The organism is Bacillus cereus group sp. BfR-BA-01522, assembly GCF_022662635.1.
GTDB lineage: Bacteria > Bacillota > Bacilli > Bacillales > Bacillaceae_G > Bacillus_A > Bacillus_A cytotoxicus.
This window is the reverse complement of record NZ_JAKUDY010000019.1, coordinates 20041-45187: the sequence shown is the minus strand read 5'-3', so window position 1 is coordinate 45187 and position 25147 is coordinate 20041. Positions and strand designations below refer to the sequence as shown.

The window sequence follows — 25147 nt, the reverse complement described above, 5'->3', positions numbered from 1 at the left end:
TTGAGCTAGGGATTATAAAAAATAAGAGGGGTGGCTGCCTATAAGTTGGTAAACTGGCTTATAGGCAGCTTATTTTTTAGGTCAAGTAAAGTGGTTACTTTGTTCTGAACGTATGCTCTATCGTAAGCGGCGTTTGTAGTTACTGGTTAAGTAAATACGCTTCTATGTACTAGAAACATTCCCTTTCAAGGTAATGTAGGTGGTAGGTAGTTTGTTAATAATATGTTAAAATAGAATCTAGCAGATTCAATCAACATAAGCAAAAGAGAAATAAGTTTGAAGCGAGGAAACAACATGAGTCAAATCAACACACACAAGCCCAAGAAGCTAAAAATATGTTTGAAAGTATTGATGATTATTATTGGGGCATTCATCACAGCATACGGATTAGAAGCGGTATTAATTCCAAATAACGTATCGGATGGGGGAGTAACAGGTTTAAGTATCGTTAGCTCACAACTATTTGGGTTACCATTAGGGATGCTAATTGGAGTCATTAATATTCCGTTTGTTTGGTTAGGATATAAGCAAATCGGTAAAAGTTTTGCTATTTTTTCCATTATCGGTATTGCTTCACTTGCGATTGGTACGATCCTGATGCATGAAATTCCAACGATTATTGAAGGAGATACATTGCTAGTTACCGTTGTTGGTGGTATTATTATAGGATTTGGGATGGGGCTCGCTCTTCGTAATGGCGGCGCATTAGATGGAATTGATATGTTAGCTGTATTATTGTCTCGTAAATTACCGTTTGGGACAAGTGATTTAATTTTGTTTTTAAATATGTTTGTTTTTATCTTTGTTTCAGCGGTGTTTGGCCTTCAAGGGGCGATTCTGTCAGCCATTGCGTATTTTATTGCATCTAAAGTAATCCACATTGTTGAAGTTGGTTTAAGCGGATCGAAAACATTTAAAATTATTACGAAAGAGCCAGATTTAATGGTAGAAACAATTCGAGAACGCTTAGGACGAAGTGCAACCTATAATGAAGTATATGGCGGTTATTCAAAGGAACAATTTAAAGAAATCACATGTGTGATTAACCGTTTAGAAGAAAGTAAAATGAAGGAACTTATTCATGAAATCGACAAAGATGCTTTTGTTACGGTATACGATGTAGCGGAAGTAAAAGGCGGTAACTTCAAAAAACATGATATTCATTAATAACACTGAAAAACACCTTTTAGTTAGGCTAAAAGGTGTTTTTTATATCTTAATAAAAAATATTGTTTTATAGATAAAACGACGCTTTTATTGTGATGTGTAAATTAGGGAAGTTCATTATATTAGGTGTATAAAAATTTTAAAAATTAAGATGATTAAATTTTTAAATCATGATAATCTTTGATTTGTAGTAAATATGTCTAAAAGGGAGAAAGGCTATATGAATAGTAAGATTGAGAACTTACCAAAATATCGAATTGCATATGTGCGACAAGTTGGTCCATACGGGTTTGGTAACGTGCAAACGATGGAGAAATTAAAAAATTGGGCTGCGGAGAAAAAACATTTAGATGAAACGGCGATTGTATTAGGAATTTCGCATGACAATCCAGAAATAACGCCACCTGAAAGTTGTCGTTATGATGCTTGCATCGTTATTGAAAAAAATGAACCAATTGACGATTTTGTTGCGGAAAGTGAATTACCCGGCGGGAAATATGCGATTTATGAAGTAGAGCATACGGCAGAGGCGATTCAAAAAGCATGGATTGAAATCTTTTCTAACTTGCTAAATAGCGACTATGAAATAGATACAAGACCAGTTTTTGAGCGATACATGAAAAAGATGGTTGATAACCATCTTTGTGAAATTTGTGTACCTATTAGAGCGAAACGGTAATTATTTTGCTAGTGTTACATAGTAAGGAATTAAGTGAAACGAAGATAAGTTATGAATAATGAAAGTTTCGCTTGATAAAAAAGAGAAAGTCATCATTTTGCTTGCACTGTTTCAAAATGATGACTTTTTATATAGGTAAAATGAGTGGTTTTACATATCTTGAATGAAATCTTTTTCTTGTTTTTGTCCAAACTTTTGTAAAAGAGAAAGCAACATAAACCCTGTTATACCTAGTGTGCCAAAGATGATCCAAAGGGCATAGGTTCCTTCATTTTGTGATGTAGACAATGTGCCGGTATAGCTTCCAACGATAAAGCCAATCGCAAGAGAAAGTTGATAGACGCCAAAATATGTTGCTGTATAAGATTCATTACTATAATTTGCAATTGTAATATCGGCGTTAGGTAATACAAGTGTTTCACCAATGGTAAATAAAATCACGCAGCTAAATAGCCAATACGGATGGGACAATAAAGGGATAAGTAAAAAAGAAAGTCCCATTAATAGTACGCCGCATTTTACAATTGAAAGGGTGTTGTAACGATGAAATGCCTTTCGAAATAGAATCATAAATAAAACACCTGTAATGGCATTTACTGTAACAACAAGTCCACCTAGCTTTGTACTATGACTAATATAGGTCATATAAAGTGGAAGAGCAACGGTAAGCTGCGTAAACATAATGTAAAAGAAAATCATAATGAATGAAAAGGAGAGAAAATGTTTGTTTTCGAAAACGTTTTTTAAACCAGATAAAAGATGTATATTTTCAGTAGAAACTTGGAAGTGAGGTTTAAGAAAAATAAACATAATAGCCAATAATAACATCATAAATCCAGTAAGTATAAATGGATATAAAGGGTTCCATGCGAGTAATAAAGTACCAGCAATTGGACCAAGCATCGCGCCGCTGTTAAAAGCGAGATTTAAGTATGTAAATAAATCTTTGCGCAGGTACGCGGGTTGTGAGCCGAATACGGCGCGAGCTGCTGGTTCATAAAGAGCAGTTCCAAACCCGATAAGCGAAGAAGAAAGTACAATCGTATGAAACTCTGAAAATATTCCTAGGAAAATAAAACCACCCCCCCTTAATAGTAAGCCGGCAATCATCATAATCATGTAACCAAACTTATCGGCAATAATGCCAGAAAGGAAAGGGATCATTCGTGAAGTAATAATAATAATTGTTAAAATGGTTCCAACTTGCAAAGCAGAAAAATGTAAGAAATTCGTTAAATAAATGGCAAGAAAAGCGTATACTGCAAAGTATCCAAATGACATAAAGAATGAAGAAATCAGTATAATGCGTATGGGTGTTGAAAAGTTTTTCATAAAGTCTCCTCCGAAAATGTAACCATTAAAACATTTTAATGGTTAACTGTTTTATACTATAATTATACACAAAGTCAGAAAAAAGTAAATTTTGGAAAGATGGTGAGTGTATTTGAATCAAAGTCAAGAAGCTCCAGAACAATTAGAAATTGTCAGGAGATTTTTAAATACGTGGAGAATTCCAAACGATACAAGGGAGGAAGTGGACGAGCTTCATACGATAGAAGATGTACTTCGTTTTACGAAAAGGCATTGGGATGAAGAGATTTCTTTTGGGACAGTGGATGAACTAAAACAGTTTCGAGATGAACTTCGCTTTATAGTTGAGGAAAAAGGCTCATTGCAACAATGGCTTGAAAAATATCCATTTCGTGTGTGTATAACAGAAAATATGGATGCGATTACATATGAACCAGTAGGGGAAAAGAATTTTTACACAATCCTATTACACATTATTTTAGTAGCAGTTGAGGAAGGAAAGTGGAGTCGATTAAAAGCATGTCCAGATTGTCGCTGGGTCTTTTATGATCATTCTCGCAATGGAAGTAAGCGCTGGTGCGGGATGTATGCGGGAGGAAAAGAAGGGAGAGCATGCGGAACGATTGCGAAAGTGAAAAAATATCGAGCGAAAAAAAGGGGGGGATATGGTTAATCTTGAAAAGAAAAAAGCTTTGCAATATGGTGCAAAGCTTTTTTCTACTTGTATATTTTTTTGATTGTTACTCTATCTTTTTGGCTGAAAAATGTGCTGGAAAAAGTATTTGTGATGCAAGTTGTTAACCATTTTATTTGCTTGATACGTACGTTGTTGTTCCAATCGAACACGCTGTTCCATCATTTTTATTTCATGATCTGATAAACGTAACATTGTACGAGTCTCCTTTACTATAAATATAGGTTTCTTGTGACATCGATTCCAAATCATTTATAGTTAAGGAGGAATGCTGTGTAACATCAGTAAAAAGCACCTTCCCTCTCCCATTACGCTTACGAGGTTAGCTGTCGGACTCGGGAAGTGAGAGTTTCCCTACTTAAAAAGATTCGCCCCAAGTAGCAAATGCTACAAAAATGGGTCCCCCGCTCCACATAGTGGATTCAGCAAAAGGTTTTATAATTAAAAAAATAACATACAAAAGAAATTAAGTCAAACTATTCATTTTTTTTAGATTTTTTTAACTTTACAAGAGGTGTTCCATCCGGTAACAAAATATTCTGTGTTGCAATAAATCCGTGCTTTTTATATAGAGAAAGGGCAGGCGTGTTTGCTTTGCCTGTCTGTACAATATATGTATGTATATGAGGGAAGAGTTGGAATAGATGAAGTAATAAGTCAGTAGCAATTCCTCTATGAAAATAGTTTGGTGATACGACGAGTCGATGGATATCGACGAAAGATTCCTCGTTTGTAAATGAAATAAAACCTACTAATGTGTGTGCTAAGAAATAGCCATAAAAGGTTTCTTCACAATTTTGAATATCGGTAACGCGGTCATATAAACGCGGAATGGCATGACTGTTTATATACTTTGCCTCAATTTCATAAGCCGGAATTTGAATAGCAAGAATAGCTTCTGCCATTTCAATAGAAGCTGGATTTAATTTAGAAATCATATGTGTCTCTCCTTTAAGAAAATTTATTTGAATAATTGTGTATGAAATGGTTTGGATAAGATTTTGAATGATTAAGTGTTCTACTTTTATAGATAATAAGACGTCTACCACAAATTTCGATAGGAGTAAGGTCGCTCATCCAAGCACGATTGGTGAAGATGAATAATTAATGAGGGATGAAGCGAAACTTACTTATTAAAGTTTCGCTTTCTTTATGCATTGCTGTGCATATTCACGTGCCCAATTATCTGCTGCTAATACTGCTTCTAAAGAAGGATTGATAATCGTATCGTGAGCTTCAAGTGTAGAGTAAATTGTTTTTTCGATATCAAAGAATGAAATGTCATTTTGTAAGTATCGAGCATTTGCGATTTCATTTGCTGCATTTAAGACAGTAGGGGCTGTACCGCCAAGTTTTCCAGCTTCATAAGCATAATATAAGCAAGGGAATTTCTTGAAATCTGGTTTTTCAAAATGTAAGTTACCAACTTCCAATAAATTTAGTTTTTTATAGTTCGATTGTAATCTAGTTGGATAATGAAAAGCATATTGAATAGGTATTCTCATATCAGGCGCACCAAGTTGGGCCATGACGGATCCATCTACAAATTCAACTAAGGAATGAATGATACTTTCGGGATGAATGAGAACATCCATTTTTTCATAAGGAATATTAAAGAGCCAACGTGCTTCCATAACTTCAAAACCTTTGTTCATTAATGTAGCTGAATCAATCGTTAATTTTGCCCCCATTAACCAATTGGGATGTTTTAAGGCATCCTGGACTTTTAGCATCGCCATTTCTTCCCGTGTTTTCTCTCGAAACGCGCCTCCCGAAGCGGTAATAATTAACTTTTCAATTTCTTGACTGTTTTCTCCATTTAAACATTGGAAAATAGCGGAGTGTTCACTATCGACAGGAATTAAGCGACAATTATTTTGATTAGCAAGATCAGTAACAATATGACCTGCAGCTACTAATGTTTCTTTGTTAGCTATCGCAATATCTTTCTTTTCTTTTAATGCTTCAATTGTAGGAAGAAGACCTGAAATACCAACAACAGAAGTAAGAACAAGGTTTGTATCAGGATGTGTTGCAACTTCAATTAATCCATCAGGACCATATGTGATTTTTATGTTGCCGGAGATTCGCTGACGAAGCGTAGTTGCTAATTCTTTTGTACCAACGCATACAATGCGAGGATGAAATGCTTCGATTTGTTTTTCAAGAAGTTCAATATTATGATTGGCTGTTAAGCCGATAATTTGAAAATGTTCAGGATGGTTAGCAATTACATCCAATGCAGATGTACCGATTGAACCAGTTGAACCTAAAATGGAAATATATTTAACCATGAAAAAATCCTCCAAAGATGAATGAATATTTTGTGAATCTATATATATTTAGACAAAATAAATGAGATTCCTTCTGGACAAAACAGAAAGTGAATGTTTATTAGATAAATATGTGTGTAATCCATACGGAAAATACGACGGTAGGAAAGAGCACATATTTAAAATTTTTTAGGGGTGAATAGTTGGATTGTAAAGAGAATGTAGAGGAGGTAAGTAAAAAAAAAAAGTAAGGGAGTGACAGACTTTCCCTTACTTTCTTTTGTTATGCATATGTTTCGTAACTTTGTTTCGATTGCCACATATTTTCATTGAACACCATTTTCGTCGTCCTGTTTTATCAAGAAAAAGTAAAATACATGCTTCTTATGCACGCTGTATTTTATATAAATTATAAACAAATTATGTTTTCATGTATGTAATGTTTCAATAATACTGCGGAAATTCTCGTAGTATTTTATCGACTCGGTTAGAAAGTGAGGTAAGATGAGGATCTTCTCTTGTTCGAAAAAGTAATGTGCGTAAAAAAGTTTTTATATTGGCGCATAGCATACAATATTCATCAAGGGATAGGCGCTTTCGAATTTGAGGTAGTCGCTTCATTTTCTTATATAAGATGGTGAAAAACGCTTCCTTTGGAAAATCACAATATAGCATAGCTAAAAGAGGAGTAGCAATTCTTTCATCTTCATTATTGTAATATACAGTCGAGTGAATGAATATTTTATTTAACAAGCAATGAATGATTTCTTCATAGCACGGACCGGATATGTGAGGGTTTTGAACAAGTTGATGAAAGGCGTCTGAAATATGTGCGATACTATGAGCCCATCCCTTTTGTTCGATATGTCCTCGGAAGTCTGATTCTAAATTCATACATGTAATAAGTTTTTCTTTTATTTCTAGTATGGTTTCGGGCAATAGAAATGTATGAACATTATCAAATTGAATAATTAAAGCAATTAATAACGCTGTATAAGAACGAGTGAATACCCCATCAGTATGTGGAGATGATATCTCGAAATATAAATACTCTTCACTAAGGCATGTTGTCAATAATAGTTCTAATTGATCGTGGGACAGAAAGTGATGTTGGATAAAATGAGAAAAAGACTCATATATTAATTGATTGCGAATATAGCTATCAGTTGTCCCGATATGCTGCATCATACCTAGGAGCAACTCATCTATATCGAAATGTTGCATTTGTGAGTAATCATTTTGTTGAATGAGTTCCAGTTGTTGCTGCAGCGTTTGGATATTCAAAGGTGAACCTCCTCTTTTCTTTAATTGTACAATGTTTTCTAGTATTCTATATATTCAAGGACAACTTTGTTCATGCAGAAGTACAAGCTAAATGTGTATAACAAAAAATGTTTAGTTTGTGAAAGAACGGTAATTGGGACAAAAATAGCATTTATGTAATACAATAATATATAAACAATACGCAGAAAGAGTTGATGAAATAATGAAACAGCAAAGAACTGGGTTACATGCTAGTGTTGAGCGAAATGAAGAGAATATGTTACATATACAATGGGAAGAGGGGCCGGAGGAAGTTCGTATATATTGGGATACTGTTTCAGAAGGAATTGAAGAAAATGGTGAATTGTTATTGAGAGTATCGGGACAATCATCATGTACAATTGAAAGTCCAAGCGACAATGCGCGTCCCTACTTTCGATTAGTAGGGAGTAATGGGCAGGCTGTTACAGTGGCCGAACGCAGGTTACCACTTCAAGGAGCATTTAATTTCCGAGATTTAGGGGGATATGAAACGACAGATGGACGCAGAGTAAAGTGGGGGAAAATATTTCGTTCGGAAGAATTAGCTGGTTTAACAGAGACTGATATAGATTATTTACAACAATCTGGTTTGAGATTAATTTGTGATTACCGGACAGATTTTGAAGTGAAACATAAGCCGAATCCTCGCATTCAAGGTGTTAGACAAGTATGCTTACCAGTTATGCAAGACTTAGCAAAAGATTTAAATATAAATGAATTTTTCCAAGTGGGCGATGTATCGAAGTTAGGAAAGCCAGGTGAATATTTGGTGAAAATGAATAAAGACTTTGTAACTGGAAATGAAGCGTTTGTGAAGTTTTTGCAACTTGCGCAAAATCCGGAAAACTTACCGCTCGTTAATCATTGTACAGCTGGTAAAGATCGCACTGGCTTTGGTTCAGCTTTACTATTACTTCTGCTTGGTGTTCCAGAAAAAACGGTAATGGAAGATTATTTATTAAGTAATGGATTTCGCGAACAATTAAATCAAAAAATGATGGAACTGTTAGGCGCAAATTTACAGAGTGAAGAGAGTAAAGCGATATTAGGTGCAATGTTTGAGGCTCGTGCTGAATACTTACAAGCAGCGATTGATGAAATGTATAATAAATATAGAAATATAGAAAACTATGCTAAGAACGGCTTAGGTTTCACAAATGAACAATTGGATAGAATGAAAGAATTGTTATTAGAGAAGTAAGGATGAGAAAAACAAACGAAGAGGATGTTGTATAGCATCCTCTTCGTTTGTATATGAAGAAGTTATTCGTCAAATATAAATATTTCATCAATTGTAGTCTGTAATGTTTTGGCGATATCATGTGCGAGTTGTAAAGAAGGATTATATTTGCCTTTCTCTAAATGGCTTATCGTTTCTCGGCGCACACCAACTCGCTTTGCTAGATCTTCTTGTGTCATATGTAACCTCGCTCGAGCTTCTTTTATTTTCGTTATGAACGCCATGGTGTATCTTCCATTTCATCCATTGGTATATCGTAAGCATAAATAGAGAAGCTGAATGTGAGAATCAGTAAGCCGAAAACGATAGCGATATCGAGTTCTTGTAAAGGTGAATTTGGGAGTAGAATTTCTATAAATAGAATGATAGCCGTTGCCAATAATGAAACGATAAACGCATTTCGACACGCTTTATTAACAATTTGTTCAAAGAGTTCATCGTGTTTGACCTTCCTATAAGTTGTAAAAAAGGAAAAGAAACAAAACATACTAAACAATCCTTTATAATAAAAGAACCCTAGGAAGCCGAAGAAGCCAAGGAATCCAAGATATTTGATCCATGTCGTTTTCATGTATAACCTCCTTTTAGATGATATATAACTTTATGTTATAAATATATCACATTTTTTACTAAGTATTAGTAATAATTGGATTTATTTCACATAATAGATGATAAAGAAAGAAGATTGAAAGTTTGGGGAAATGATACAATATAAGCATGATAAATAAAAAGAATAACATAAAATAGTTGTGGAGGAGGGGAAAGAAAATATGAAACAATTAGTGATACTTATGCTGGGATTTGTAGTAGTAACTGTAATTGGAACAGTTATGATAGGTAGGAAAGGGGATGAACATTATAGTAAAGAAACGAAGGGGAATATTAGGAGACTTACGATGATTTATCTTCTACTTGCAGCTGTGTTAACTGTTGGTTTAGGTTTATATATTTATTTTTATGGTTAAGAAAGCGTGAAAATAAAAAATATTAAAATTACAAGATATAACTATGATATAATAAATATACCATATTACAAGTAATACTAGTAATACTTGTAATAGAGGAAAGGATTGAATGGTATGATTGAAATTTCGAATGTTTCGAAAAGTTATAATGAGAATTCATATGCAGTAAAAGACTTAAACTTAACAGTTTCAGATGGAGAAATTTTTGGTTTTTTAGGTCCAAATGGTGCAGGGAAATCAACAACGATTAAGATGATTACAGGTATTCATACAATTGATAAAGGGACAATTGCAATTAATGGAAAAGATGTGGCACAAGAACCGTTGGAGGCGAAAAAAACTTTCGGTTATGTTCCAGATAGTCCCGATATGTTTTTACGCTTGAAAGGGATTGAATATTTAAATTTCATGGCGGATATGTATGAGGTGCCACATAACGTTCGGCAAGAAAAGATTCAATCGTTAGCAGAAAGATTTGATTTATACAATGCTTTATCTGATCAAATTCAAAGTTATTCGCATGGAATGAGACAAAAAATCATTATTATTGGTGTTCTTCTTCATGATCCAGATGTATGGATTTTGGATGAACCGATGACAGGATTAGATCCTAAATCAGCGTTTACTTTAAAACAAATGATGAGAGAACATGCCGATAAAGGAAAAACAGTATTCTTCTCTACGCATGTATTGGAAGTAGCAGAGAAGTTATGCGACCGCGTTGCGATTATTAATAAGGGGAGCTTACAGTTTCAAGGGAATTTAACAGAAATGAGAGATCATTTTAAATCGAATGAGTCCCTTGAAAAAATGTTCTTGGAGATGACAGGAAATGAATAAAATTTGGACATTAACAAAGGTACTGTTGAAATTAAATTATGCTGACATTATAACAGATAAAAAGAAACGATGGGCGTATGTCTTTTCCTTTGTAGCGCTATTATTTGCGGGATTCATATTTATTGGACCACTTACATATGGGATGTATGTACAAATGAAAGCGTTTGGGCAAGAAACGTTGCTGCTTGGTATGGGATTGGCTGTTGCGAGCATATGGGTATTTGTGATTAGTATTACGAATATTTTAACTGTATTTTATTATAATAATGACGTTGAAACGTTATTACCATTACCTTTACAGCCAGCTCAAATTATTACTGCAAAATTTATTACTGTATTAATTGCACAATATGTAATGGCATCATTTATTTTATTTCCTATTTTCATTGTTTATGGAATACAGAGTGGTGCATTTATTACGTATTATGTATACGTTCTAATCATTTATATCTTTTTCCCAATCATTCCACTTGTACTTGCTTCACTTTTAATGACATTGCTTATGCGATATACAAACGTTGCGAAAAATAAAGATAGAGGTAATATATTCATTGGATTAGTAACCTTATTATTGATTGTAGGCATTAATATATTTATGCAATGGAGAAACAAAAATGTAGCGTCAGAAGATATGGTAGCCAACTATTTTGCTGAGCATCAATCCTCCTTATTGGTTCAAATCACGAATTATTTTCCAACAACATATTTCGGAGCGATGGGATTAATAGAAAATGCATCTTGGCAAGGAATTGTTTATGTATTCCTTTTTGCAGTGATTTCATTTTCCTTTTTCGTGTTGTTTTTCTATGTTGCACAACGTACATATTTAAAAGGAGTTATCGGGCTTTCAACCAGTACGGCAAAAAAAGAACGTATTTCGGCAGAAAATTTTAAAAAATCGACTGTACAAAGTTCACACATAAAAGCATATATAAAAAAAGAGTTCAAAATTTTATTTAGAACTCCACAATTTTTTATCAATTGTATCGTGAACACCTTTGTTCTGCCAATTATGTTTTTCTTTATTATTTTCGTACAAGATGGAAACTTAACGTGGATTTCGAAGTTTGTAAAAAATCCAGAGTGGTCTAGTTTAGCGCTAGGCACTGGTTTTTGTGCTGGGTTATTTTTAATGGGGAGTAATGTTATTGCTACAACTTCTTTTTCTAGAGACGGAAGTTCATGGTATGTGAATCGTTATTTACCAGTAAAAGCATCAGATGTCTTTTTGGCAAAAGTATTTACAGCATGGTTTGTGAATATAACAATATTAGCTGTATTTGGAGCTGTTTTGACGATTTTTGGCGGTATTTCACCACTCTTTACATTATTATGGATATTGCTTAGTGCCAATGGTTTGTGGTTCACAAATATAATTGGTGTACGTTGGGATGCACAAACTGCGGATATACATTGGGACTCAGAGCAAAAATTATTTAAGAATAGATATACAACATTATGGAACTTCCTTGCCAATATTTTAATGGATCTAGTTATTGTAGGTGGAGTTTGCGCATTATTTTTCTATTTTGAAGTTGGTATGTGGGGGATGTTTATCATTCTATTCATTGCATTTACCATTATGAATGGAATTATTACTCGAAGTATACAATTAGGTGCGGAACGTATTTTAGCAAATATTAAGTAAAAAATAAATCCTCTGCATGTATGCAGAGGATTTATTTTTTACTTAATGAAAAGGGAAAGGATTATAAGTGGCAAAAATAGCACTGAAACAAGGACTCATTGCAAATAGCGTGAATGTAGAGCTAATAGATAGAATTCGTTTTATTTCCTTACTTAGTAAGGAAATAGGGTGGGGAATAACAGGAGAAATTATTGATGATGATATATAGTGATTAATAATATAATTATGTAAACAATGGTGATGTTATGTGATAAAATGAAGCTTTAATCAGCAGAGTGAATAAATTGATTTTTCTGATGTTTATTTATCAAATAAAGAGATTGTCAAAATAGCAGATTTTTTGATAAGTATACGATTGATAATATGACAATATCTTTTTTCTTTTCTTTTAAATGAGTAAAAAATCTACAAATATCAGCAAGGAATGCATAGTGCAATTCGATAAAAATATGAAGATAACTGTCGGGAAGAAAGTAGTTCGGACAGAAAGGGATTTGTATGAAGAAATAGAATCGTAAAGGGAGAGGATAAATTAGTAATGTAGGGGGCTTTTTTATGAAAATGAAAAAGATAACAATTGCATCGGTAGCGATTGGCACAATGCTTTCTATGACAGCTTGTAGCGGTACTTCCACAGAAAAAGATCAAGTGAAACAAGAACAAACAAATGTCCAAGAAGATGCGAAAACAGCAAGTGCGGATGCAACGACTACAACGAAAGATACAGAAACAAGCACATCCTCTAATGAAAAGACAGAGAAAGATCAAAAGACTAAGGAAACAAATGTGAGTGATCAAACAACAGGAAAAGAAGCAAGTGTAAAAACAGATGATCAAACGGCGAGTGGAAAAACGACAGAAAAAGAGACAAGTACAAAGTCGGCAGATCAAACGACAAATGGGAAAACAACAAAAGGTACGAAGCAAGGTGTAACTGTCAAAACAAATGTAAAAGAAGTTGTTCAACTTGTTGAAAGTTTGGATAAACATTTAGCAGCAAACCCCAAATTAGATACCGTAAATAAGCTGGGAAAACAAATAAATGAAAAATGGGATGTAGTTGAAAAAGAGTTAGAGGCTTCACATCCAACTGATTATAAAACAATCGGCCAAAGTATATATCCATTAATTGTAGGAGCGGAGAAACAAAAAATAGACATAGCAAAAATGAAATCATTAACAACGAAAACGAAAAAGGACTTGAGTCAATTGTTAACGAAACTTTCATAACGTACCGAATATATAAAAAAAGGAGAAACAACGGGAGTTTCTTCTTTTTTCTTTGAAAATATTCACCATAACTATGTTATGTAAACAATATGTAGAATAAAAATAGAAATCAGCAAAGACGAGCCTTCGCTGATTGCGGATGATAGATTAATAAATAATTTTTAAATGTTCCATCTGCAATGCATGAGAGGGGAAGTTTTCTTTCTATTCCTTTTTTATATTACAATGGAAGCAATCATAGCATTTCTTACTTGAATGAAATCTTTGCCAGATAGAAAAATTTGTAATCCTCTTTTGCCGGCGCTAATACTAATGACATCCCAATTCAATGCGGATTCATCCACATATAATGGATAATTCTTTTTCACACCTAAAGGTGAAACTCCTCCGCGAATATAGCCTGTCAGTCCTAATATTTCTTTCATGTGGACCATTTCCACTTTTTTATTATGACTTGCCGACGCAAGTGCTTTTAAATTCAGTTCTTTATGGGCAGGAACACATGCCATAAGAACCCCAGTTTTGTCTCCTCTAAGAACTAATGTTTTAAAAACTTGTTCTAGTTGTAAATCAATTTGTTCTGCGACATGCTTAGCGTTTAAGTTTTCTTCATCCCATTCGTACTCGTGGACATCGTACGGGATTTTATGTTGGTCAAGAAGTCGACAAGCATTTGTTTTGTTACTCATATAGTACACTTCCTTATATATAGTTCTATGTATAGTATACAAAATTTTGCAATGTAAGACAGGGGAAATAAAAAAATATAAGAATATGTAACATATCATGTAAAAGAAGAAAGGGAGAAACATATGGAAAACAGCAGGTCTTTGTGATGCCTTTGAAAATGAGGTACAAGTGTGTTAGCTAACTTTTCAATCATATGGAAAAAACAGTTTCATGGAAAAATTGCTACGGTGAAAGTAAAGGATGATAATCTTTTAGTGAAAGAATCATTAAAAACTGTACCAGCAGGAACCGTTCTCATTGTGGATGATAGTGCGTCTACAAATTGTGTATTACTCGGAGGTAATTTGGCGAGTATAGCGGAAAAATGACAATTAGCAGGTATTATTGTATATGGCTATGTTCGTGATTCCAAAGAATTAAAAAATATAAATATTGGTAATTTGGCGTTAGGTACGATGCCGAAAAGAAGTAAAAAAGAAGGAAAGGGAGAGACAGAAGTTCCATTACATTTTGGAGTAATCGATTGGATTCCAAATCAATATGTGTATGCGGATGAAGATGGTGTGGTTGTTTCGGAAAAGCAGCTTTATGAAGGCATGGAATAAAAAGTTTTTCACATAAAAAATAATCTATTAATCTTAGAAAATAAATCTAATAAAACATAGACAAAATCTTATGTCAATAGTAAAATAATACAGAAATTTATTATTTTATGAATATATGGGTGCGTCGTTTACCGATTCCTTAAAATAGAAGAATTTGTAGTAATGGATATTATTACACGTCTTCATGAGCTACATAGTTTTTTCTATACAAATAGAAATGCTATATATACGTAGAGAGTATGTAATTGATTTTTCACTTTAAAGTGAGATTGTATGCTCTTGAAGGGGCTTTTTTATGTCAATAGTAAGTAAAGGGAGGAATAATTAAGAATGGCAATATTTAAAAAATGGCTGCTGACATCGATAATGTCAGTCGCGCTCGTATTTGTGTCATTTGCAAATACAGTACATATTACGTTTGCGGAAGGAAAAACAGCAACGCTTGCGATTATTGGGGAATCGCAAAGAGGCATTATTCTTTGTCCGAAAGAAGTGTCAATTGAAGATGGGGAAACAGCTTACAGCTTATTACAAAAAGTCATGGGGGATAAAGTAGTAGCTGAAAATTCACAATACGGTATGTTTGTGAAAGGTATCGATGGTTTAATGGGCGGTGCTACAAGTGGCTGGACATATGATGTGAACGATAAGGCAGCAATGGTAGGAGCAGATAGTTATAAATTAACTTCTGGAGACGTTGTCGCATACCGTTTTGTTGTAGATTGGAACAATATGAATCAAGAAACGTTGCAACAAACTGTAGACAAAATAGGAACTTGTAAAACGGGTCAAAATCAGCAAGATGAACAAAAACAAGATAGTCGAGAAAATAAAGGCGTAGAAGGAACAAGTCAAGAAAATACAGGGACAGAAGTAAACGATGAAGCCAACAAACCAAAAGAACCAGAGCTAGAACAAAATACAAAAGCAGAAGAGCATCAATATGTAGACAACAATGAAGTAAGGAAAAAAGTAGAAGAGGCCATTTCTAAAACAGCAGAAAGAATGTTACAAGATGGGATTGGTACGGACTGGATGGCCGTTGGACTGTCGCGTTCAGGACAGGCAGTGCCAATGGAAGACAAAATCAATTATGTACAGTCGGTTACGAAAAAAGTTGAGAAACGTTTACATCGTTTTTCGGCAACAGATATTGCGAGAACTGTAATCGGATTGACAGCGATGAATGCAGATCCAACGAACGTAGCGGGGCAAAATTTGATACCGCTTCTTTATCAATCGGATACATTAAATTCTGTTACCGGCTATACATTTGCGTTAATTGCGCTTGATACAAAAAAATATGAAGTGCCAGTAGGAGCGAAATGGAGCCGCGTTGCTTTAGTGCAAGAAATCTTACATGCACAGCATACAGATGGTGGTTGGACATATAATGTGGAAAGTAGTAAGGAAGATGCTAGTAGTATAGATGTAACAGGGATGGTGTTAGCTGCGTTAGCACCTTATCAAAATCAACAAGAAGTAAAAGAAGCTATTGCGAAGGCAGAACAATATTTATCAAGTAAACAATTAGAAAACGGTGGATTTGAGGCAGATGGCCAAGAGAATGCTAACAGTGTTGCACAAGCTGTATTAGGTTTATCGGCGATAGGAAGTAATCCAACTGAATCTAAGTTTACGAAAAAGAATGGAAATGCAGTGCAAAATCTTCTTTCTTATCAACTAGAGAATGGTGAATTTAAGTGGTTGCCAAGCGATGCAGAAGGCAACACCATGGCTACTGAACAAGCACTTTTAGCGTTGATTCAGTATAAAGCATTTTTAGATCAGAACGGTTCTATTTATGATTGGTCAAATGATCGAATGGAAGCTGAAATTCCAAATCAACCAATTGTAGAGTCTGAGGTAGAAGCACCGGTAGTTGAACAAGAGATGAGAGAACAAATGCAACAACCGAAAGATGAACCATTACATGTTGCTGTACAAGAAGAAGTAGACCATCATAATGAGAAAACGACACAAACTCGTCAATTACCAAAAACAGGAGCAGCAACTGGTGAAGCCGCTATACCGGTCGGAATGGGTGTAATATGTATTGCTTCTGCATACGCTTTATGGAGACGAAAAGCAGCTTAACAAAAATTTAGGAGCAATGATTTGCTCCTAATTTTATTAGGGAAGGTGAAAATAACATGAACATGATGAAATGGTTTTTCACGCTTGTTTTATCATTTAGTTTGCTTGTAGGATGTGGGCAAAACGAAATAAAGCCTAAGCAGCAAGTTGCCTCTAAACAGACGGAACAAAAAGAGGTTGAAAAGCAAGCAGAAAAACAGGATGAACCGAAACAAGAAGAGCAAAAACAACCGGAACAACCGCAATCAAATGAAGAGCAATTAGAAGAGAAAAAACAAGCAGAAGAACAATCAAGTGAGAAACAAAAAGAGCAAAAAGAACAGCCTGAAGTAAAACAAGAAGAGCAAAAAGAACAAACAGTAGCTTCTGAAGAACAACCACTTGAACAACAAAAAGGAAATGAAGAAAAGGCCGAATCAAAACAGCAAGAACAGCCTGAAGCGAACAAAGAGCCGGAAATTGTTCATGAGCCAAAAGAAACGCCAAAGCAGGAACAGTCAGCTCCGCAACCAGTCGTTCCGAAGCATGACCCTAAGACAGATCCACAACAGCAGAAACAACAAGTTACAATTTCTGTGAAAGGGCATGAAGGGTATTTACTAGGTGCAACTAAAGTGGATGTGCAAGAAGGAGACACCGTTTATAAAGTATTGCAGCGTACAGGATTAGATGTAGATGCAAGTGGATTTGGAAATAGTATTTATGTAAAAGGTATTAATGATTTATACGAAAAAGATGTAGCGAGTACGAGCGGATGGAAATATCGTGTAAATGGAACTTTTCCAAACCGAAGTGCTGGTGCAGTGACAGTGAAGCCAGGAGATAAAATTGAATGGGTATATGTGTTAAATTAGGAAAGGGCATTGGGTAAAGGGTTATGAAAATTATTTTTTCTTCTTTACATCCTTTTGTAAATTTTATCTATTATATTGGGGTGATGATACTCTGTATGGTGTGTCTTCATCCTCTTTTTTTAATGAGCGCCATTATTTTGCTACTCATTTTGAACATCATGCAAGGCAATGGTGAAAAAATAAGAAAAATGCTGCCAAGTACGCTTCTTTTTTTTCTGCTCATTATTGCGCTGAATGCTTTATTCACGCATAGAGGAGCGACGACATTATTTCGTTTAGGGGATAATCGCATTACATTTGAAGCGTGTATGTATGGCATTGTCATGGGATTATCTTTAAGTGCCATTATGTTTACATTTACTTCTTACAATGATACGATTTCAAGTCATAAATTTTTATATTTATTTTCGAGAATTTCTCCGAAAGTTGCACTTTTAACGATGATTACAGTCCGCTTTGTTCCGTTGTTTATAAGAAGGCTGCGACAAATCACTCTCGTTCAAAAAACAAAAGGTGTACAACTGGATTCAGGTTCACTTACAGAGCGACTGAAAAACGGAATGAAGCTTTTGCAAGTATTGCTTGTTTGCTCGCTAGAAGAGGCGCTGCAAACAGCAGATTCTATGCAGGCGCGAGGGTTTGGGATTACAAAGCGAAGTACATATATTCGATATCGAATGGCTAAGCAAGATTGGTTTGTAGTCATCTATTTTATAATTGTATTACTTGTTTGCTGTTTATTTAGCTTTTATGGGGCTGGTAAACTGCTTATTTATCCGAGAGTAGAAACGATTCTGTTTCAGCAATATGATGGTATACAATTTGTTTTATTTATTTTGTTTATTAGTTTACCTATTATGATGGAGGGGAGGGAATGGATATGGTGGCGCATGCAGAAATGAAGAATGTATCGTTTATATATGCTGATGAAGACGTAGAAGCTTTAGCAGACGTTTCTTTATCTGTTACACATGGTGAATTTATTGTATTAGCAGGCGAATCAGGATGCGGAAAGACAACGCTTTTAAAACATTTCAAAAAAGAATTACTCCCGATTGGAAAACGAAGAGGCGATATTTTTTATGAGGGAGTTCATTTGCAGGAAATACCAGATATATTATCGGCACAAGAGGTTGGCATGGTATTCCAAAATCCTGAAAATCAACTTGTTATGGATACAGTTATACAAGAAATGGCTTTTTCTTTAGAAAATATTGGACTTCCATCTCATATGATTCAAAAAAGAATTGCAGAGCTCATTAGCTTTTTAGGCTTTCAAGACTTGCTACATCAATCTGTTCATACTTTATCTGGAGGGCAAAAGCAACTTGTAAATTTAGCAGCTGTTCTAGTTTTGCAACCTAAATTATTATTGTTGGATGAGCCGACAGCACAGTTAGATCCCATTGCCGCAAAAGATTTCTTAAGTCTTTTAAAGCGGATTAACGAAGAACTTGGGATTACGATTGTGATGAGTGAACATCGTTTAGATGAAGTCATTCCTCTTGCATCAAGACTTATATGTATGGAAAATGGGCGTATTAAGTATGACGGGAAACCAGCAGCTGTTGTAGCGAATATGTGGCAACATGAAAAGATGCATCCCTTTATTCCGCAAATTCCAAGATTATTTTTAGAATGGAATGTAGGGAGTATTCCTTTTACAGTGCGTGAGGCTCAGTCGCATCTTCGCTCTGGAATGGTGATAGAAAAGCAGAGTAAAAAGCAAGCGAAACAAGAAGATATTATATTAGAAGCAGATCATATATCGTTTCAATATGAAAAACATAGTCCGTTTGTTTTACAAGATTTAACGCTATGTATTGAAAGAGGAAAATGGATCGCACTTGTCGGAAAAAATGGTACGGGAAAATCGACATTGTTAACTGTTTTAGCAGGCTTACAAAAAGTAAGAAGAGGAAAAGTACGCTGGAATGGAGAAGCGATTCATAAACTTCATTCGAAGGAAAGGTTTCAACAAATTGGATATGTATCGCAACATCCATACTATCATTTTTCCTGTGATACAGTGAGGGAAGAAATATTTGAGCGAGCCCGTGAATTGTATGGAGCAGAAGCAAATGTAGTGACAGAAAATATGCTAGATCGGTTTTGGCTTCGTTCTATTTGTGAACGTTATCCACATGATTGTAGCGGTGGAGAACAACAACTCCTTGCATTATGTATCGCGCTATTATCAAAGCCTAGTTTATTATTATTAGATGAGCCGACAAAAGGGTTAGATCCAGCAAAAAAAGAAAAATTAGGCCGGTTGTTTCAAGCTTTACAAAGAGAAGGAACAACGATCGTCATGGCAACACACGATATTGAATTTGCTGCAAAATATGTGGAGCAGTGTATGATGTTATTTGATGGAAAGGTAATGATAAATGATGCATCAAAAGAATTTTTTAGCGGTAACTTCTTTTATACAACAGCGATTAACCGTTTTATTCGGAAAAGGTTGCCTTATGCATTAACGTGGGAGGATGTGTACGAAGCGTGTCCAAACGATACTTTACTTTTATAGTCTGTTTTTTTCTAGTCATTGTCAGTACACTTCTTTTTACATCGCTTATCATGAGCAAACATTATATATTGTCTAGCTTTTTATTGCTCTTTTTGGCGATGTTGCCATTTTATATACGTTTTGAAAAGCGCGCGTTTGTTTCACGTGAAATTGTGATGGTAGCTGTTTTAGCGGCTATAGCGGCTGTTAGTCGTGTCCCATTTTCTATTATACCGAGTGTGCAACCAACTTCATTTGTTATCATTGTATCGGCGGTTGTGTTTGGAAGCGAAGCAGGATTTATGATTGGTGCAACAGCAGCGATTGTATCTAATATTTTTTTAGGACAAGGTCCTTGGACACCATGGCAAATGTTTTCGTGGGGAATGATCGGGTTTATAGCTGGCTGTTTTCGTAACACATGGATGATGGAAAAGTTGCTTGGAAGAGTGATTTTCGGCTTTTTAGCAGGCTTTTTCTTTGGCTGGATTATGAATGCCTGGGGACTTCTTGGTTTTATACAAGATGTGACGTGGAAATCGCTTCTTTCATATTATGCGACAAGTTTTTATTTTGATATAAGTCATGCCATTTCAAATGTGATCTTTCTTATGTTATTTAGCTCTGCATGGATTAAGATTTTAATGAGATTTAAAAAGAAATATGGCATTTTGAATACGAATAGTTAGTGAATATGTGAAACCATTACAGCATACTCATATAGAGTAGGGTCGCGACTTACATATTCGTTTGCCTCTTTCATACTTCTTACGAAGGTAAGAAGTATTTTTTTTATCCACAAAAGTGTCAAGAAATTGATTGAATATATTCTAATTTTTGTATGGGATTTTTATATAATAGTGAATGAGAAAAGTTTTCAAAGAGGAGATGCAAAAACATATGAAGCTTGTAATTCCAAAGCAGCATGGTGCATGGGGAATGCTGCTTATTCCATTTTTACTTAGCATATTACTTGGTAATCCTACTATATATCATATTCCCTTATTTCTTGCTTGGTTATTTATATATTTGGCAACCTATCCATTTCTTATGTATATGAAGCAGAGACGAAAAAAGGAGTTTCTATATGCCGCTTTATTATATTTTATGATTGCGGGCATATTTGGGATAATATCATTATTATACGAATGGAAAATTGTTATGTTTATTGGTATCCTTATTCCTCTTTTTATAGTGAATATATATTTTGCTCATCAAAAAAAGGAACGCGCATTAACAAATGACATTTGTGCTATAATCATTTTTTGTATCGGTAGTCTAATTGGTTATTATTTTTCAATGAAAACTGTTGACACGGTTGCATTATGGATAGCGGCTGTATCCTTTCTTTATTTTTTAGGAAGTACGTTTTATGTGAAGACAATGATACGGGAAAAACATAATTTGTTATATCGCAATCTATCTTGGGGATATCATATTATGTTACCAATTCTATTATGTATTTGGAGTCCGCTTTTTTCTCTTCTATTCCTTCCGAGTTTAATTCGAGCCATTTTATTATATGGTAAGAAAATTTCTATTTTAAAAGTAGGGATTTTAGAGATTTTCAATTCAGTCTATTTTTTCATAGTATCGCTACTAGTGTTACCGTATACAATGTAAAGAAGGGTTCGATTTTTGATATGGATGAGCAGTAACACTTCTACTTTGAAAATTCGTGAGAACTAAGAGAGTTGGACAAGATTATACGTAAAATCCAGCACCGATTACGGTTTATTTCTATTTTTGTTCTAAAAGGTAAACAGTATCATCACATCTTTGCAAAGAATAAAAGGAATCTAGAACATATCTGCGCGCATGTTTCGCCATTATCAAGTCCTGCTTTTTGCGTATACTTGTAGTATGGGATATTTATAAAAAACATAAGCATGTTTATGATTTGACATTTATAAGAGAAGTGGGTATCATTGGAGATAAAGTGAATATTTTCTTATCCAGAGAGGTGGAGGGACTGGCCCAAAGAAACCCAGCAACCGCGATGCAGGTGCTAATTCCAGCAGAACATATTTGTTCTGAAAGATAAGATGAAGAGATGAAACGTAACTTCTTCTTATCGAAGAGGTTTTTTTATTATAAAAAAACATTCAATCATAAGAGAATAAGAAGAAAGGGGCTGCAAATATACGGTGAAACTTGAAAAGTACGTAAAACTGCGTAATGCAGTATATGAATATATGATGGAACAGGATAAAGCGATATCATTGGCAGATATTCAAGACTATATCGAATCGAATCATGAGGGGAAATTTACAAAAAAAATGTTACACCAATTTTATTTATCAAGACTATTAGATGAGTTAAAACTAGATGGGAAAATTACTTTAGCCAATGATGAATGCCATCATAGTGAAAAAGGTGTTTATTATAAGGCGCGAAAAGGGAGCTAGCCTCTCTTTTTTATCCTGCTATTTGAGGGCTCATAATCAGTGGGGATGAAGGAACCCCCACTGATTAAAATTTCACTTTATGCTATTAATTATTCGAAAATTATGACGATATGTAGAGTAAAAGACTGCGAAAGCAGCCTGATACAAGGGAATGGTGTTGAGTGTGTAGTATTAAAAGTTGAATATGCCTTGAAAGAGGCCATTCATTCGGCTAAACATGAAAAGAGACACCTTTGCCGATTAGGTGTCAGTTGTGTTGTCTTATAGGCTTGCTACTTGACATGTAATAGAATACCACATGATATAAAATGAAGTCAAAAGGGAATTTAAGGAAGGAAGGACAGTTCTATGTACGCTTTTTTAATAAACGAGATGAAAAAATGGATTCCTAAGCACATTATTAATAGAGGGTGTGAATATTATGAAGAGGGATATGTAGAAGATGTAGAAGTACATAATGATAAAGTATTTGCACTTGTAAGAGGGAACTACGGAGATTATGAGGTAGTGATTCATCTTGAAGACTTTATAAGCAGTAGTTGTGAGTGTCCTTATGAAAACTATTGTAAGCATATGGCAGCAGTTGTATATGAAATTCAAAGTATTGGAGAAGAGGTGATGAGAGAAAAGCTACAAACATTAGAGAAAGAAGAATTGATAAAAGTTATACAAAGACTATTAAAGAACTCTAAAAATGTAAAGATTGTAGAAAATATATTACAGAAAGAGAATTTTTAATTTTACTTTGGGGATGTAAGGGAAGTGAGTAACGATGAGTGAAGTGGAAAGAATTATGGAATGTTGTGAGCGGCAAGATGATGTATTTCGCACATATATAATGTGTTTGCTCCAACTGAAACAGTATCGCGAGCATTCTCAAAACGTATATCAGGAATTAAGGACCGATTATTTAGCAAGAGGAATTTGTGAGCGGGAGGTTGATCAGCTTATAAAAGAAAGTGAAACATTTCAAGCGTATTATCTCCCAAAAGTACTCTGTTGGGATTTTTTAAGTGAAAATCCGGCATATATAGAAAGTGCTTTAACCAATGTGTTGAAATATGAACCGTTACAACTATCTATTGTGCAATGGAGAAGAGTGATTGCTTGTGTAGAAAATGAAGTATCATATGAGTGATTAATGTCTATTGCACTTCACCATATAATGTATTTTGGATATGGTTTATCTTAACAATTTCAACTTTTTATCTAGCTCGTGTATTAAGAAAAATAGAAATGAAAGAAGAAAAGCTAGTATAAAAACTAGCTTTTTGGTATGATCATTTAAATGAAAAGTAAGCATAAACCGATGATGGCTCCTGCGTAGAGTAAATGAATCACACAAAATCCCATCATATCGCGAGCACCTAATCCTGCAATTGCTAAAGCTGGTAATGCCCAAAATGGCTGGATTAAATTTGTCCAAGCGTCTCCCCAAGCGATGGCCATCGCCGTTTTCGCAGCGGGAACACCGAGCTCTGCACCAGCTGGAATCATAATCGGAGCTTGTACGGCCCACTGCCCCCCTCCGGATGGAACGAAGATATTGACAATTCCTGCACTTAAAAATGTGAATAATGGGAAGGTTGTTTCGTTAGAGATTTGAATAAAGAAATTTGAAATAGCTCCGCCAAGTGAAAGTCCTTCGCTATTTGCACCCATCATCATTCCCATAATGCCAGCATAAAACGGGAACTGTAATAAAATGCCGGAAGCGCTTTTTGTTGATTCGGAAAAGGCACGAATATATTGAATAGGTGTACGATGAAAAATAAGGCCGGCGATTAATAATATAAAAATCACGATATCGAGCGTGAGATTAAAGCCTTTTGTACTAAAGTAATGGATCATATAAATGATTCCTAAAAGACCGATACAAATCGTAATCCAAATACTGTTTTCCATTTTCTCAGCAAAAGTACGAACTTCTGTTTCTTGAGCGGCTGCTTCTTCATGAAATACATTTGGAGCAACAGTAACAGTATGATTCGCATCTGGATGCATTGCTCTATTGATAAGTGGCATTGTAATAAAAAAGACAATGATAGGAACAAGAGCATATGGTGAAAATAATGTTTCGGTAATGGGAATTGCTTCTTTTAGGCTACCAGCCGTTGTTTTTATTAACGTCTCCCCTCCGGACGCTAATGTTAGTGGAATAGAGGCAGAAAGTCCAGCATGCCAGATGAGAAATCCAGAGTAAGAGGAAGCGATTGCAAGACGATAGTCTAATTCTTTTATATGCTTGGCAACTTCTTTAGCATATAAAACGGAGACAACAATGCCAAACCCCCAATTTATGTAGGCTCCTAACAAACTAACGATAGAGATAGCGATAATACCTTGCCCGCTTGTTCTTGGTAACTGAGCCGCTTTCATCAAACCTTTCCGAATTAGCGGGGCATTTGCTAAAGCGGAGCCGGTAACAAGTACAAGGGCCATTTGCATCGCGAAGGATAATAGCCCCCAAATGCCATCACCCCAATGAGCAATCATTTGAATGAGGGATTGCTCTGTAGCAAACATGCCAAAGAAAATGACAAAAACAGTTAACAAACAGGATAAAATAAACGGTTCTGGTAAAAAGCGTTGCACAAGAGCGACGCAGCCATTTGTAAAAGAGCGAAACAAG

General features: G+C 34.9%; 27 protein-coding genes, 2 pseudogenes and 2 riboswitches. Of the genes and pseudogenes, 19 read left to right on the top strand and 10 right to left on the bottom strand.

The features are described from left to right. Window positions 1-294 precede the first annotated feature (294 nt). Both MR059_RS19460 and MR059_RS19455 read left to right on the top strand, forming a co-directional pair. Window positions 295-1167 carry a YitT family protein gene (locus MR059_RS19460; protein WP_012094590.1) on the top strand — a complete coding sequence of 291 codons (873 nt, stop codon included), beginning with the start codon at window positions 295-297 and terminating at the stop codon, window positions 1165-1167. Window positions 1168-1387: 220 nt separating this feature from the next. Then, window positions 1388-1846, top strand: coding sequence for an AraC family transcriptional regulator (locus tag MR059_RS19455; protein WP_012094589.1), 459 nt, complete (start codon window positions 1388-1390; stop codon window positions 1844-1846). Window positions 1847-1996: 150 nt separating this feature from the next. On the opposite strand, the gene MR059_RS19450 is transcribed toward MR059_RS19455, so the two are convergent. Next, a complete protein-coding gene (locus MR059_RS19450) occupies window positions 1997-3178 on the bottom strand; it encodes an MDR family MFS transporter (protein ID WP_242161946.1) in 1182 nt (393 codons plus the stop codon). A 112-nt stretch (window positions 3179-3290) separates the two neighbouring features. On the opposite strand from MR059_RS19450, the gene MR059_RS19445 reads away from it, so the two are divergent. After that, complete coding sequence (locus tag MR059_RS19445; protein WP_164468649.1) at window positions 3291-3830, top strand: CGNR zinc finger domain-containing protein; 540 nt, start codon at window positions 3291-3293, stop codon at window positions 3828-3830. A gap of 72 nt (window positions 3831-3902) precedes the next feature. Here MR059_RS19445 and MR059_RS19440 read toward each other — a convergent pair whose 3' ends face one another. The 5 genes and pseudogenes from MR059_RS19440 to MR059_RS19420 all read right to left on the bottom strand — a co-directional run bounded on the left by MR059_RS19440 (window position 3903) and on the right by MR059_RS19420 (window position 7408). After that, on the bottom strand, window positions 3903-4046 hold the full coding sequence (locus tag MR059_RS19440) for a hypothetical protein (RefSeq protein WP_012094586.1): 144 nt from the start codon (window positions 4044-4046) through the stop codon (window positions 3903-3905). Between the two features lie 100 nt (window positions 4047-4146). After that, a riboswitch (cyclic di-AMP (ydaO/yuaA leader) is annotated at window positions 4147-4289 on the bottom strand. Window positions 4290-4327: 38 nt separating this feature from the next. Then, window positions 4328-4789, bottom strand: coding sequence for a GNAT family N-acetyltransferase (locus MR059_RS19435; protein WP_048724419.1), 462 nt, complete (start codon window positions 4787-4789; stop codon window positions 4328-4330). Window positions 4790-4984: 195 nt separating this feature from the next. Beyond that, window positions 4985-6145 carry a 1-deoxy-D-xylulose-5-phosphate reductoisomerase gene (locus MR059_RS19430; protein ID WP_087095060.1) on the bottom strand — a complete coding sequence of 387 codons (1161 nt, stop codon included), beginning with the start codon at window positions 6143-6145 and terminating at the stop codon, window positions 4985-4987. Window positions 6146-6394: 249 nt separating this feature from the next. Then, window positions 6395-6508, bottom strand: a pseudogene (locus MR059_RS19425) (CGNR zinc finger domain-containing protein); the annotation flags it as partial. 60 nt (window positions 6509-6568) lie between these two features. Then, window positions 6569-7408, bottom strand: a complete 840-nt coding sequence (locus MR059_RS19420) for a DUF2785 domain-containing protein (RefSeq protein WP_012094583.1) — start codon at window positions 7406-7408, stop codon at window positions 6569-6571. 202 nt (window positions 7409-7610) lie between these two features. Between MR059_RS19420 and MR059_RS19415 the strand changes: the two genes are divergently transcribed. Then, window positions 7611-8630, top strand: a complete 1020-nt coding sequence (locus tag MR059_RS19415; protein ID WP_242161945.1) for a tyrosine-protein phosphatase — start codon at window positions 7611-7613, stop codon at window positions 8628-8630. Window positions 8631-8692: 62 nt separating this feature from the next. Here MR059_RS19415 and MR059_RS19410 read toward each other — a convergent pair whose 3' ends face one another. Together MR059_RS19410 and MR059_RS19405 are read right to left on the bottom strand one after the other, a co-directional pair. Continuing rightward, complete coding sequence (locus MR059_RS19410; protein WP_012094581.1) at window positions 8693-8893, bottom strand: helix-turn-helix transcriptional regulator; 201 nt, start codon at window positions 8891-8893, stop codon at window positions 8693-8695. Then, window positions 8881-9240: a DUF2178 domain-containing protein gene (locus MR059_RS19405; RefSeq protein WP_012094580.1), complete on the bottom strand. Its 360-nt coding sequence runs from the start codon at window positions 9238-9240 to the stop codon at window positions 8881-8883. The genes MR059_RS19410 and MR059_RS19405 overlap by 13 nt, the downstream gene beginning before the upstream one ends. A gap of 199 nt (window positions 9241-9439) precedes the next feature. Between MR059_RS19405 and MR059_RS19400 the strand changes: the two genes are divergently transcribed. From MR059_RS19400 to MR059_RS19380, 5 genes are all read left to right on the top strand, one after another. After that, window positions 9440-9634 (top strand): hypothetical protein, encoded by a 195-nt coding sequence (locus tag MR059_RS19400; RefSeq protein WP_012094579.1) that lies wholly within the window; start codon window positions 9440-9442, stop codon window positions 9632-9634. 114 nt (window positions 9635-9748) lie between these two features. Further along, entirely contained in the window at window positions 9749-10474 is a 726-nt protein-coding gene (locus MR059_RS19395) for an ABC transporter ATP-binding protein (protein ID WP_012094578.1), read from the top strand. After that, window positions 10467-12122: a putative ABC transporter permease subunit gene (locus MR059_RS19390; RefSeq protein WP_242161944.1), complete on the top strand. Its 1656-nt coding sequence runs from the start codon at window positions 10467-10469 to the stop codon at window positions 12120-12122. The genes MR059_RS19395 and MR059_RS19390 overlap by 8 nt, the downstream gene beginning before the upstream one ends. Window positions 12123-12189: 67 nt before the next feature. Continuing rightward, entirely contained in the window at window positions 12190-12330 is a 141-nt protein-coding gene (locus MR059_RS19385; RefSeq protein ID WP_162533162.1) for a hypothetical protein, read from the top strand. A gap of 347 nt (window positions 12331-12677) precedes the next feature. After that, complete coding sequence (locus MR059_RS19380; RefSeq protein ID WP_048724415.1) at window positions 12678-13352, top strand: hypothetical protein; 675 nt, start codon at window positions 12678-12680, stop codon at window positions 13350-13352. 215 nt (window positions 13353-13567) lie between these two features. Here the strand turns inward: MR059_RS19380 and ybaK are convergent, their stop codons facing one another. Continuing rightward, a complete protein-coding gene (gene ybaK, locus MR059_RS19375) occupies window positions 13568-14041 on the bottom strand; it encodes a Cys-tRNA(Pro) deacylase (RefSeq protein ID WP_048724414.1) in 474 nt (157 codons plus the stop codon). A 121-nt stretch (window positions 14042-14162) separates the two neighbouring features. Here ybaK and rraA point away from each other — a divergent pair. The 10 genes and pseudogenes from rraA to MR059_RS19325 all read left to right on the top strand — a co-directional run bounded on the left by rraA (window position 14163) and on the right by MR059_RS19325 (window position 23653). After that, a pseudogene (gene rraA, locus MR059_RS19370) lies at window positions 14163-14647 on the top strand (ribonuclease E activity regulator RraA). Window positions 14648-14977: 330 nt separating this feature from the next. Further along, on the top strand, window positions 14978-16744 hold the full coding sequence (locus MR059_RS19365) for a DUF4430 domain-containing protein (RefSeq protein WP_087095058.1): 1767 nt from the start codon (window positions 14978-14980) through the stop codon (window positions 16742-16744). A 56-nt stretch (window positions 16745-16800) separates the two neighbouring features. Next, window positions 16801-17598 (top strand): DUF4430 domain-containing protein, encoded by a 798-nt coding sequence (locus MR059_RS19360; protein WP_087095057.1) that lies wholly within the window; start codon window positions 16801-16803, stop codon window positions 17596-17598. Window positions 17599-17621: 23 nt separating this feature from the next. Beyond that, a complete protein-coding gene (locus MR059_RS19355; protein WP_041809811.1) occupies window positions 17622-18500 on the top strand; it encodes an energy-coupling factor transporter transmembrane component T in 879 nt (292 codons plus the stop codon). After that, the gene (locus MR059_RS19350) at window positions 18473-20128 is read left to right on the top strand and encodes an ABC transporter ATP-binding protein (RefSeq protein WP_048724410.1); all 1656 of its coding nucleotides are present in this window, start codon (window positions 18473-18475) and stop codon (window positions 20126-20128) included. The genes MR059_RS19355 and MR059_RS19350 overlap by 28 nt, the downstream gene beginning before the upstream one ends. After that, window positions 20101-20796: an ECF transporter S component gene (locus MR059_RS19345; protein ID WP_242161943.1), complete on the top strand. Its 696-nt coding sequence runs from the start codon at window positions 20101-20103 to the stop codon at window positions 20794-20796. The genes MR059_RS19350 and MR059_RS19345 overlap by 28 nt, the downstream gene beginning before the upstream one ends. A 211-nt stretch (window positions 20797-21007) precedes the next feature. Next, window positions 21008-21730 (top strand): YwiC-like family protein, encoded by a 723-nt coding sequence (locus MR059_RS19340; RefSeq protein WP_048724407.1) that lies wholly within the window; start codon window positions 21008-21010, stop codon window positions 21728-21730. A 325-nt stretch (window positions 21731-22055) separates the two neighbouring features. Then, window positions 22056-22154: riboswitch (SAM riboswitch) on the top strand. 100 nt (window positions 22155-22254) lie between these two features. Next, on the top strand, window positions 22255-22515 hold the full coding sequence (locus tag MR059_RS19335; protein WP_012094568.1) for a hypothetical protein: 261 nt from the start codon (window positions 22255-22257) through the stop codon (window positions 22513-22515). A gap of 348 nt (window positions 22516-22863) precedes the next feature. Next, a complete protein-coding gene (locus MR059_RS19330; RefSeq protein WP_012094567.1) occupies window positions 22864-23253 on the top strand; it encodes an SWIM zinc finger family protein in 390 nt (129 codons plus the stop codon). A gap of 34 nt (window positions 23254-23287) precedes the next feature. Then, entirely contained in the window at window positions 23288-23653 is a 366-nt protein-coding gene (locus tag MR059_RS19325) for a hypothetical protein (protein ID WP_012094566.1), read from the top strand. A gap of 146 nt (window positions 23654-23799) precedes the next feature. Here the strand turns inward: MR059_RS19325 and MR059_RS19320 are convergent, their stop codons facing one another. Next, a complete protein-coding gene (locus MR059_RS19320) occupies window positions 23800-25146 on the bottom strand; it encodes a short-chain fatty acid transporter (protein WP_012094565.1) in 1347 nt (448 codons plus the stop codon). Between the last annotated feature and the right edge of the window lies 1 nt (window position 25147).

What these genes read in the sequence shown, in the direction of transcription:
- MR059_RS19410 (WP_012094581.1), bottom strand. Translation starts at nt 8,893, where the DNA reads ATGGCGTTCATAACGAAAATAAAAGAAGCTCGAGCGAGGTTACATATG.
- MR059_RS19400 (WP_012094579.1), top strand. Translation starts at nt 9,440, where the DNA reads ATGAAACAATTAGTGATACTTATGCTGGGATTTGTAGTAGTAACTGTA.
- MR059_RS19435 (WP_048724419.1), bottom strand. Translation starts at nt 4,789, where the DNA reads ATGATTTCTAAATTAAATCCAGCTTCTATTGAAATGGCAGAAGCTATT.
- MR059_RS19355 (WP_041809811.1), top strand. Translation starts at nt 17,622, where the DNA reads ATGAAAATTATTTTTTCTTCTTTACATCCTTTTGTAAATTTTATCTAT.
- MR059_RS19440 (WP_012094586.1), bottom strand. Translation starts at nt 4,046, where the DNA reads ATGTTACGTTTATCAGATCATGAAATAAAAATGATGGAACAGCGTGTT.
- MR059_RS19455 (WP_012094589.1), top strand. Translation starts at nt 1,388, where the DNA reads ATGAATAGTAAGATTGAGAACTTACCAAAATATCGAATTGCATATGTG.
- ybaK (WP_048724414.1), bottom strand. Translation starts at nt 14,041, where the DNA reads ATGAGTAACAAAACAAATGCTTGTCGACTTCTTGACCAACATAAAATC.
- MR059_RS19390 (WP_242161944.1), top strand. Translation starts at nt 10,467, where the DNA reads ATGAATAAAATTTGGACATTAACAAAGGTACTGTTGAAATTAAATTAT.
- MR059_RS19340 (WP_048724407.1), top strand. Translation starts at nt 21,008, where the DNA reads ATGAAGCTTGTAATTCCAAAGCAGCATGGTGCATGGGGAATGCTGCTT.
- MR059_RS19415 (WP_242161945.1), top strand. Translation starts at nt 7,611, where the DNA reads ATGAAACAGCAAAGAACTGGGTTACATGCTAGTGTTGAGCGAAATGAA.
- MR059_RS19380 (WP_048724415.1), top strand. Translation starts at nt 12,678, where the DNA reads ATGAAAATGAAAAAGATAACAATTGCATCGGTAGCGATTGGCACAATG.
- MR059_RS19405 (WP_012094580.1), bottom strand. Translation starts at nt 9,240, where the DNA reads ATGAAAACGACATGGATCAAATATCTTGGATTCCTTGGCTTCTTCGGC.
- MR059_RS19430 (WP_087095060.1), bottom strand. Translation starts at nt 6,145, where the DNA reads ATGGTTAAATATATTTCCATTTTAGGTTCAACTGGTTCAATCGGTACA.
- MR059_RS19325 (WP_012094566.1), top strand. Translation starts at nt 23,288, where the DNA reads ATGAGTGAAGTGGAAAGAATTATGGAATGTTGTGAGCGGCAAGATGAT.
- MR059_RS19330 (WP_012094567.1), top strand. Translation starts at nt 22,864, where the DNA reads ATGTACGCTTTTTTAATAAACGAGATGAAAAAATGGATTCCTAAGCAC.
- MR059_RS19395 (WP_012094578.1), top strand. Translation starts at nt 9,749, where the DNA reads ATGATTGAAATTTCGAATGTTTCGAAAAGTTATAATGAGAATTCATAT.
- MR059_RS19460 (WP_012094590.1), top strand. Translation starts at nt 295, where the DNA reads ATGAGTCAAATCAACACACACAAGCCCAAGAAGCTAAAAATATGTTTG.
- MR059_RS19360 (WP_087095057.1), top strand. Translation starts at nt 16,801, where the DNA reads ATGAACATGATGAAATGGTTTTTCACGCTTGTTTTATCATTTAGTTTG.
- MR059_RS19350 (WP_048724410.1), top strand. Translation starts at nt 18,473, where the DNA reads ATGGATATGGTGGCGCATGCAGAAATGAAGAATGTATCGTTTATATAT.
- MR059_RS19450 (WP_242161946.1), bottom strand. Translation starts at nt 3,178, where the DNA reads ATGAAAAACTTTTCAACACCCATACGCATTATACTGATTTCTTCATTC.
- MR059_RS19365 (WP_087095058.1), top strand. Translation starts at nt 14,978, where the DNA reads ATGGCAATATTTAAAAAATGGCTGCTGACATCGATAATGTCAGTCGCG.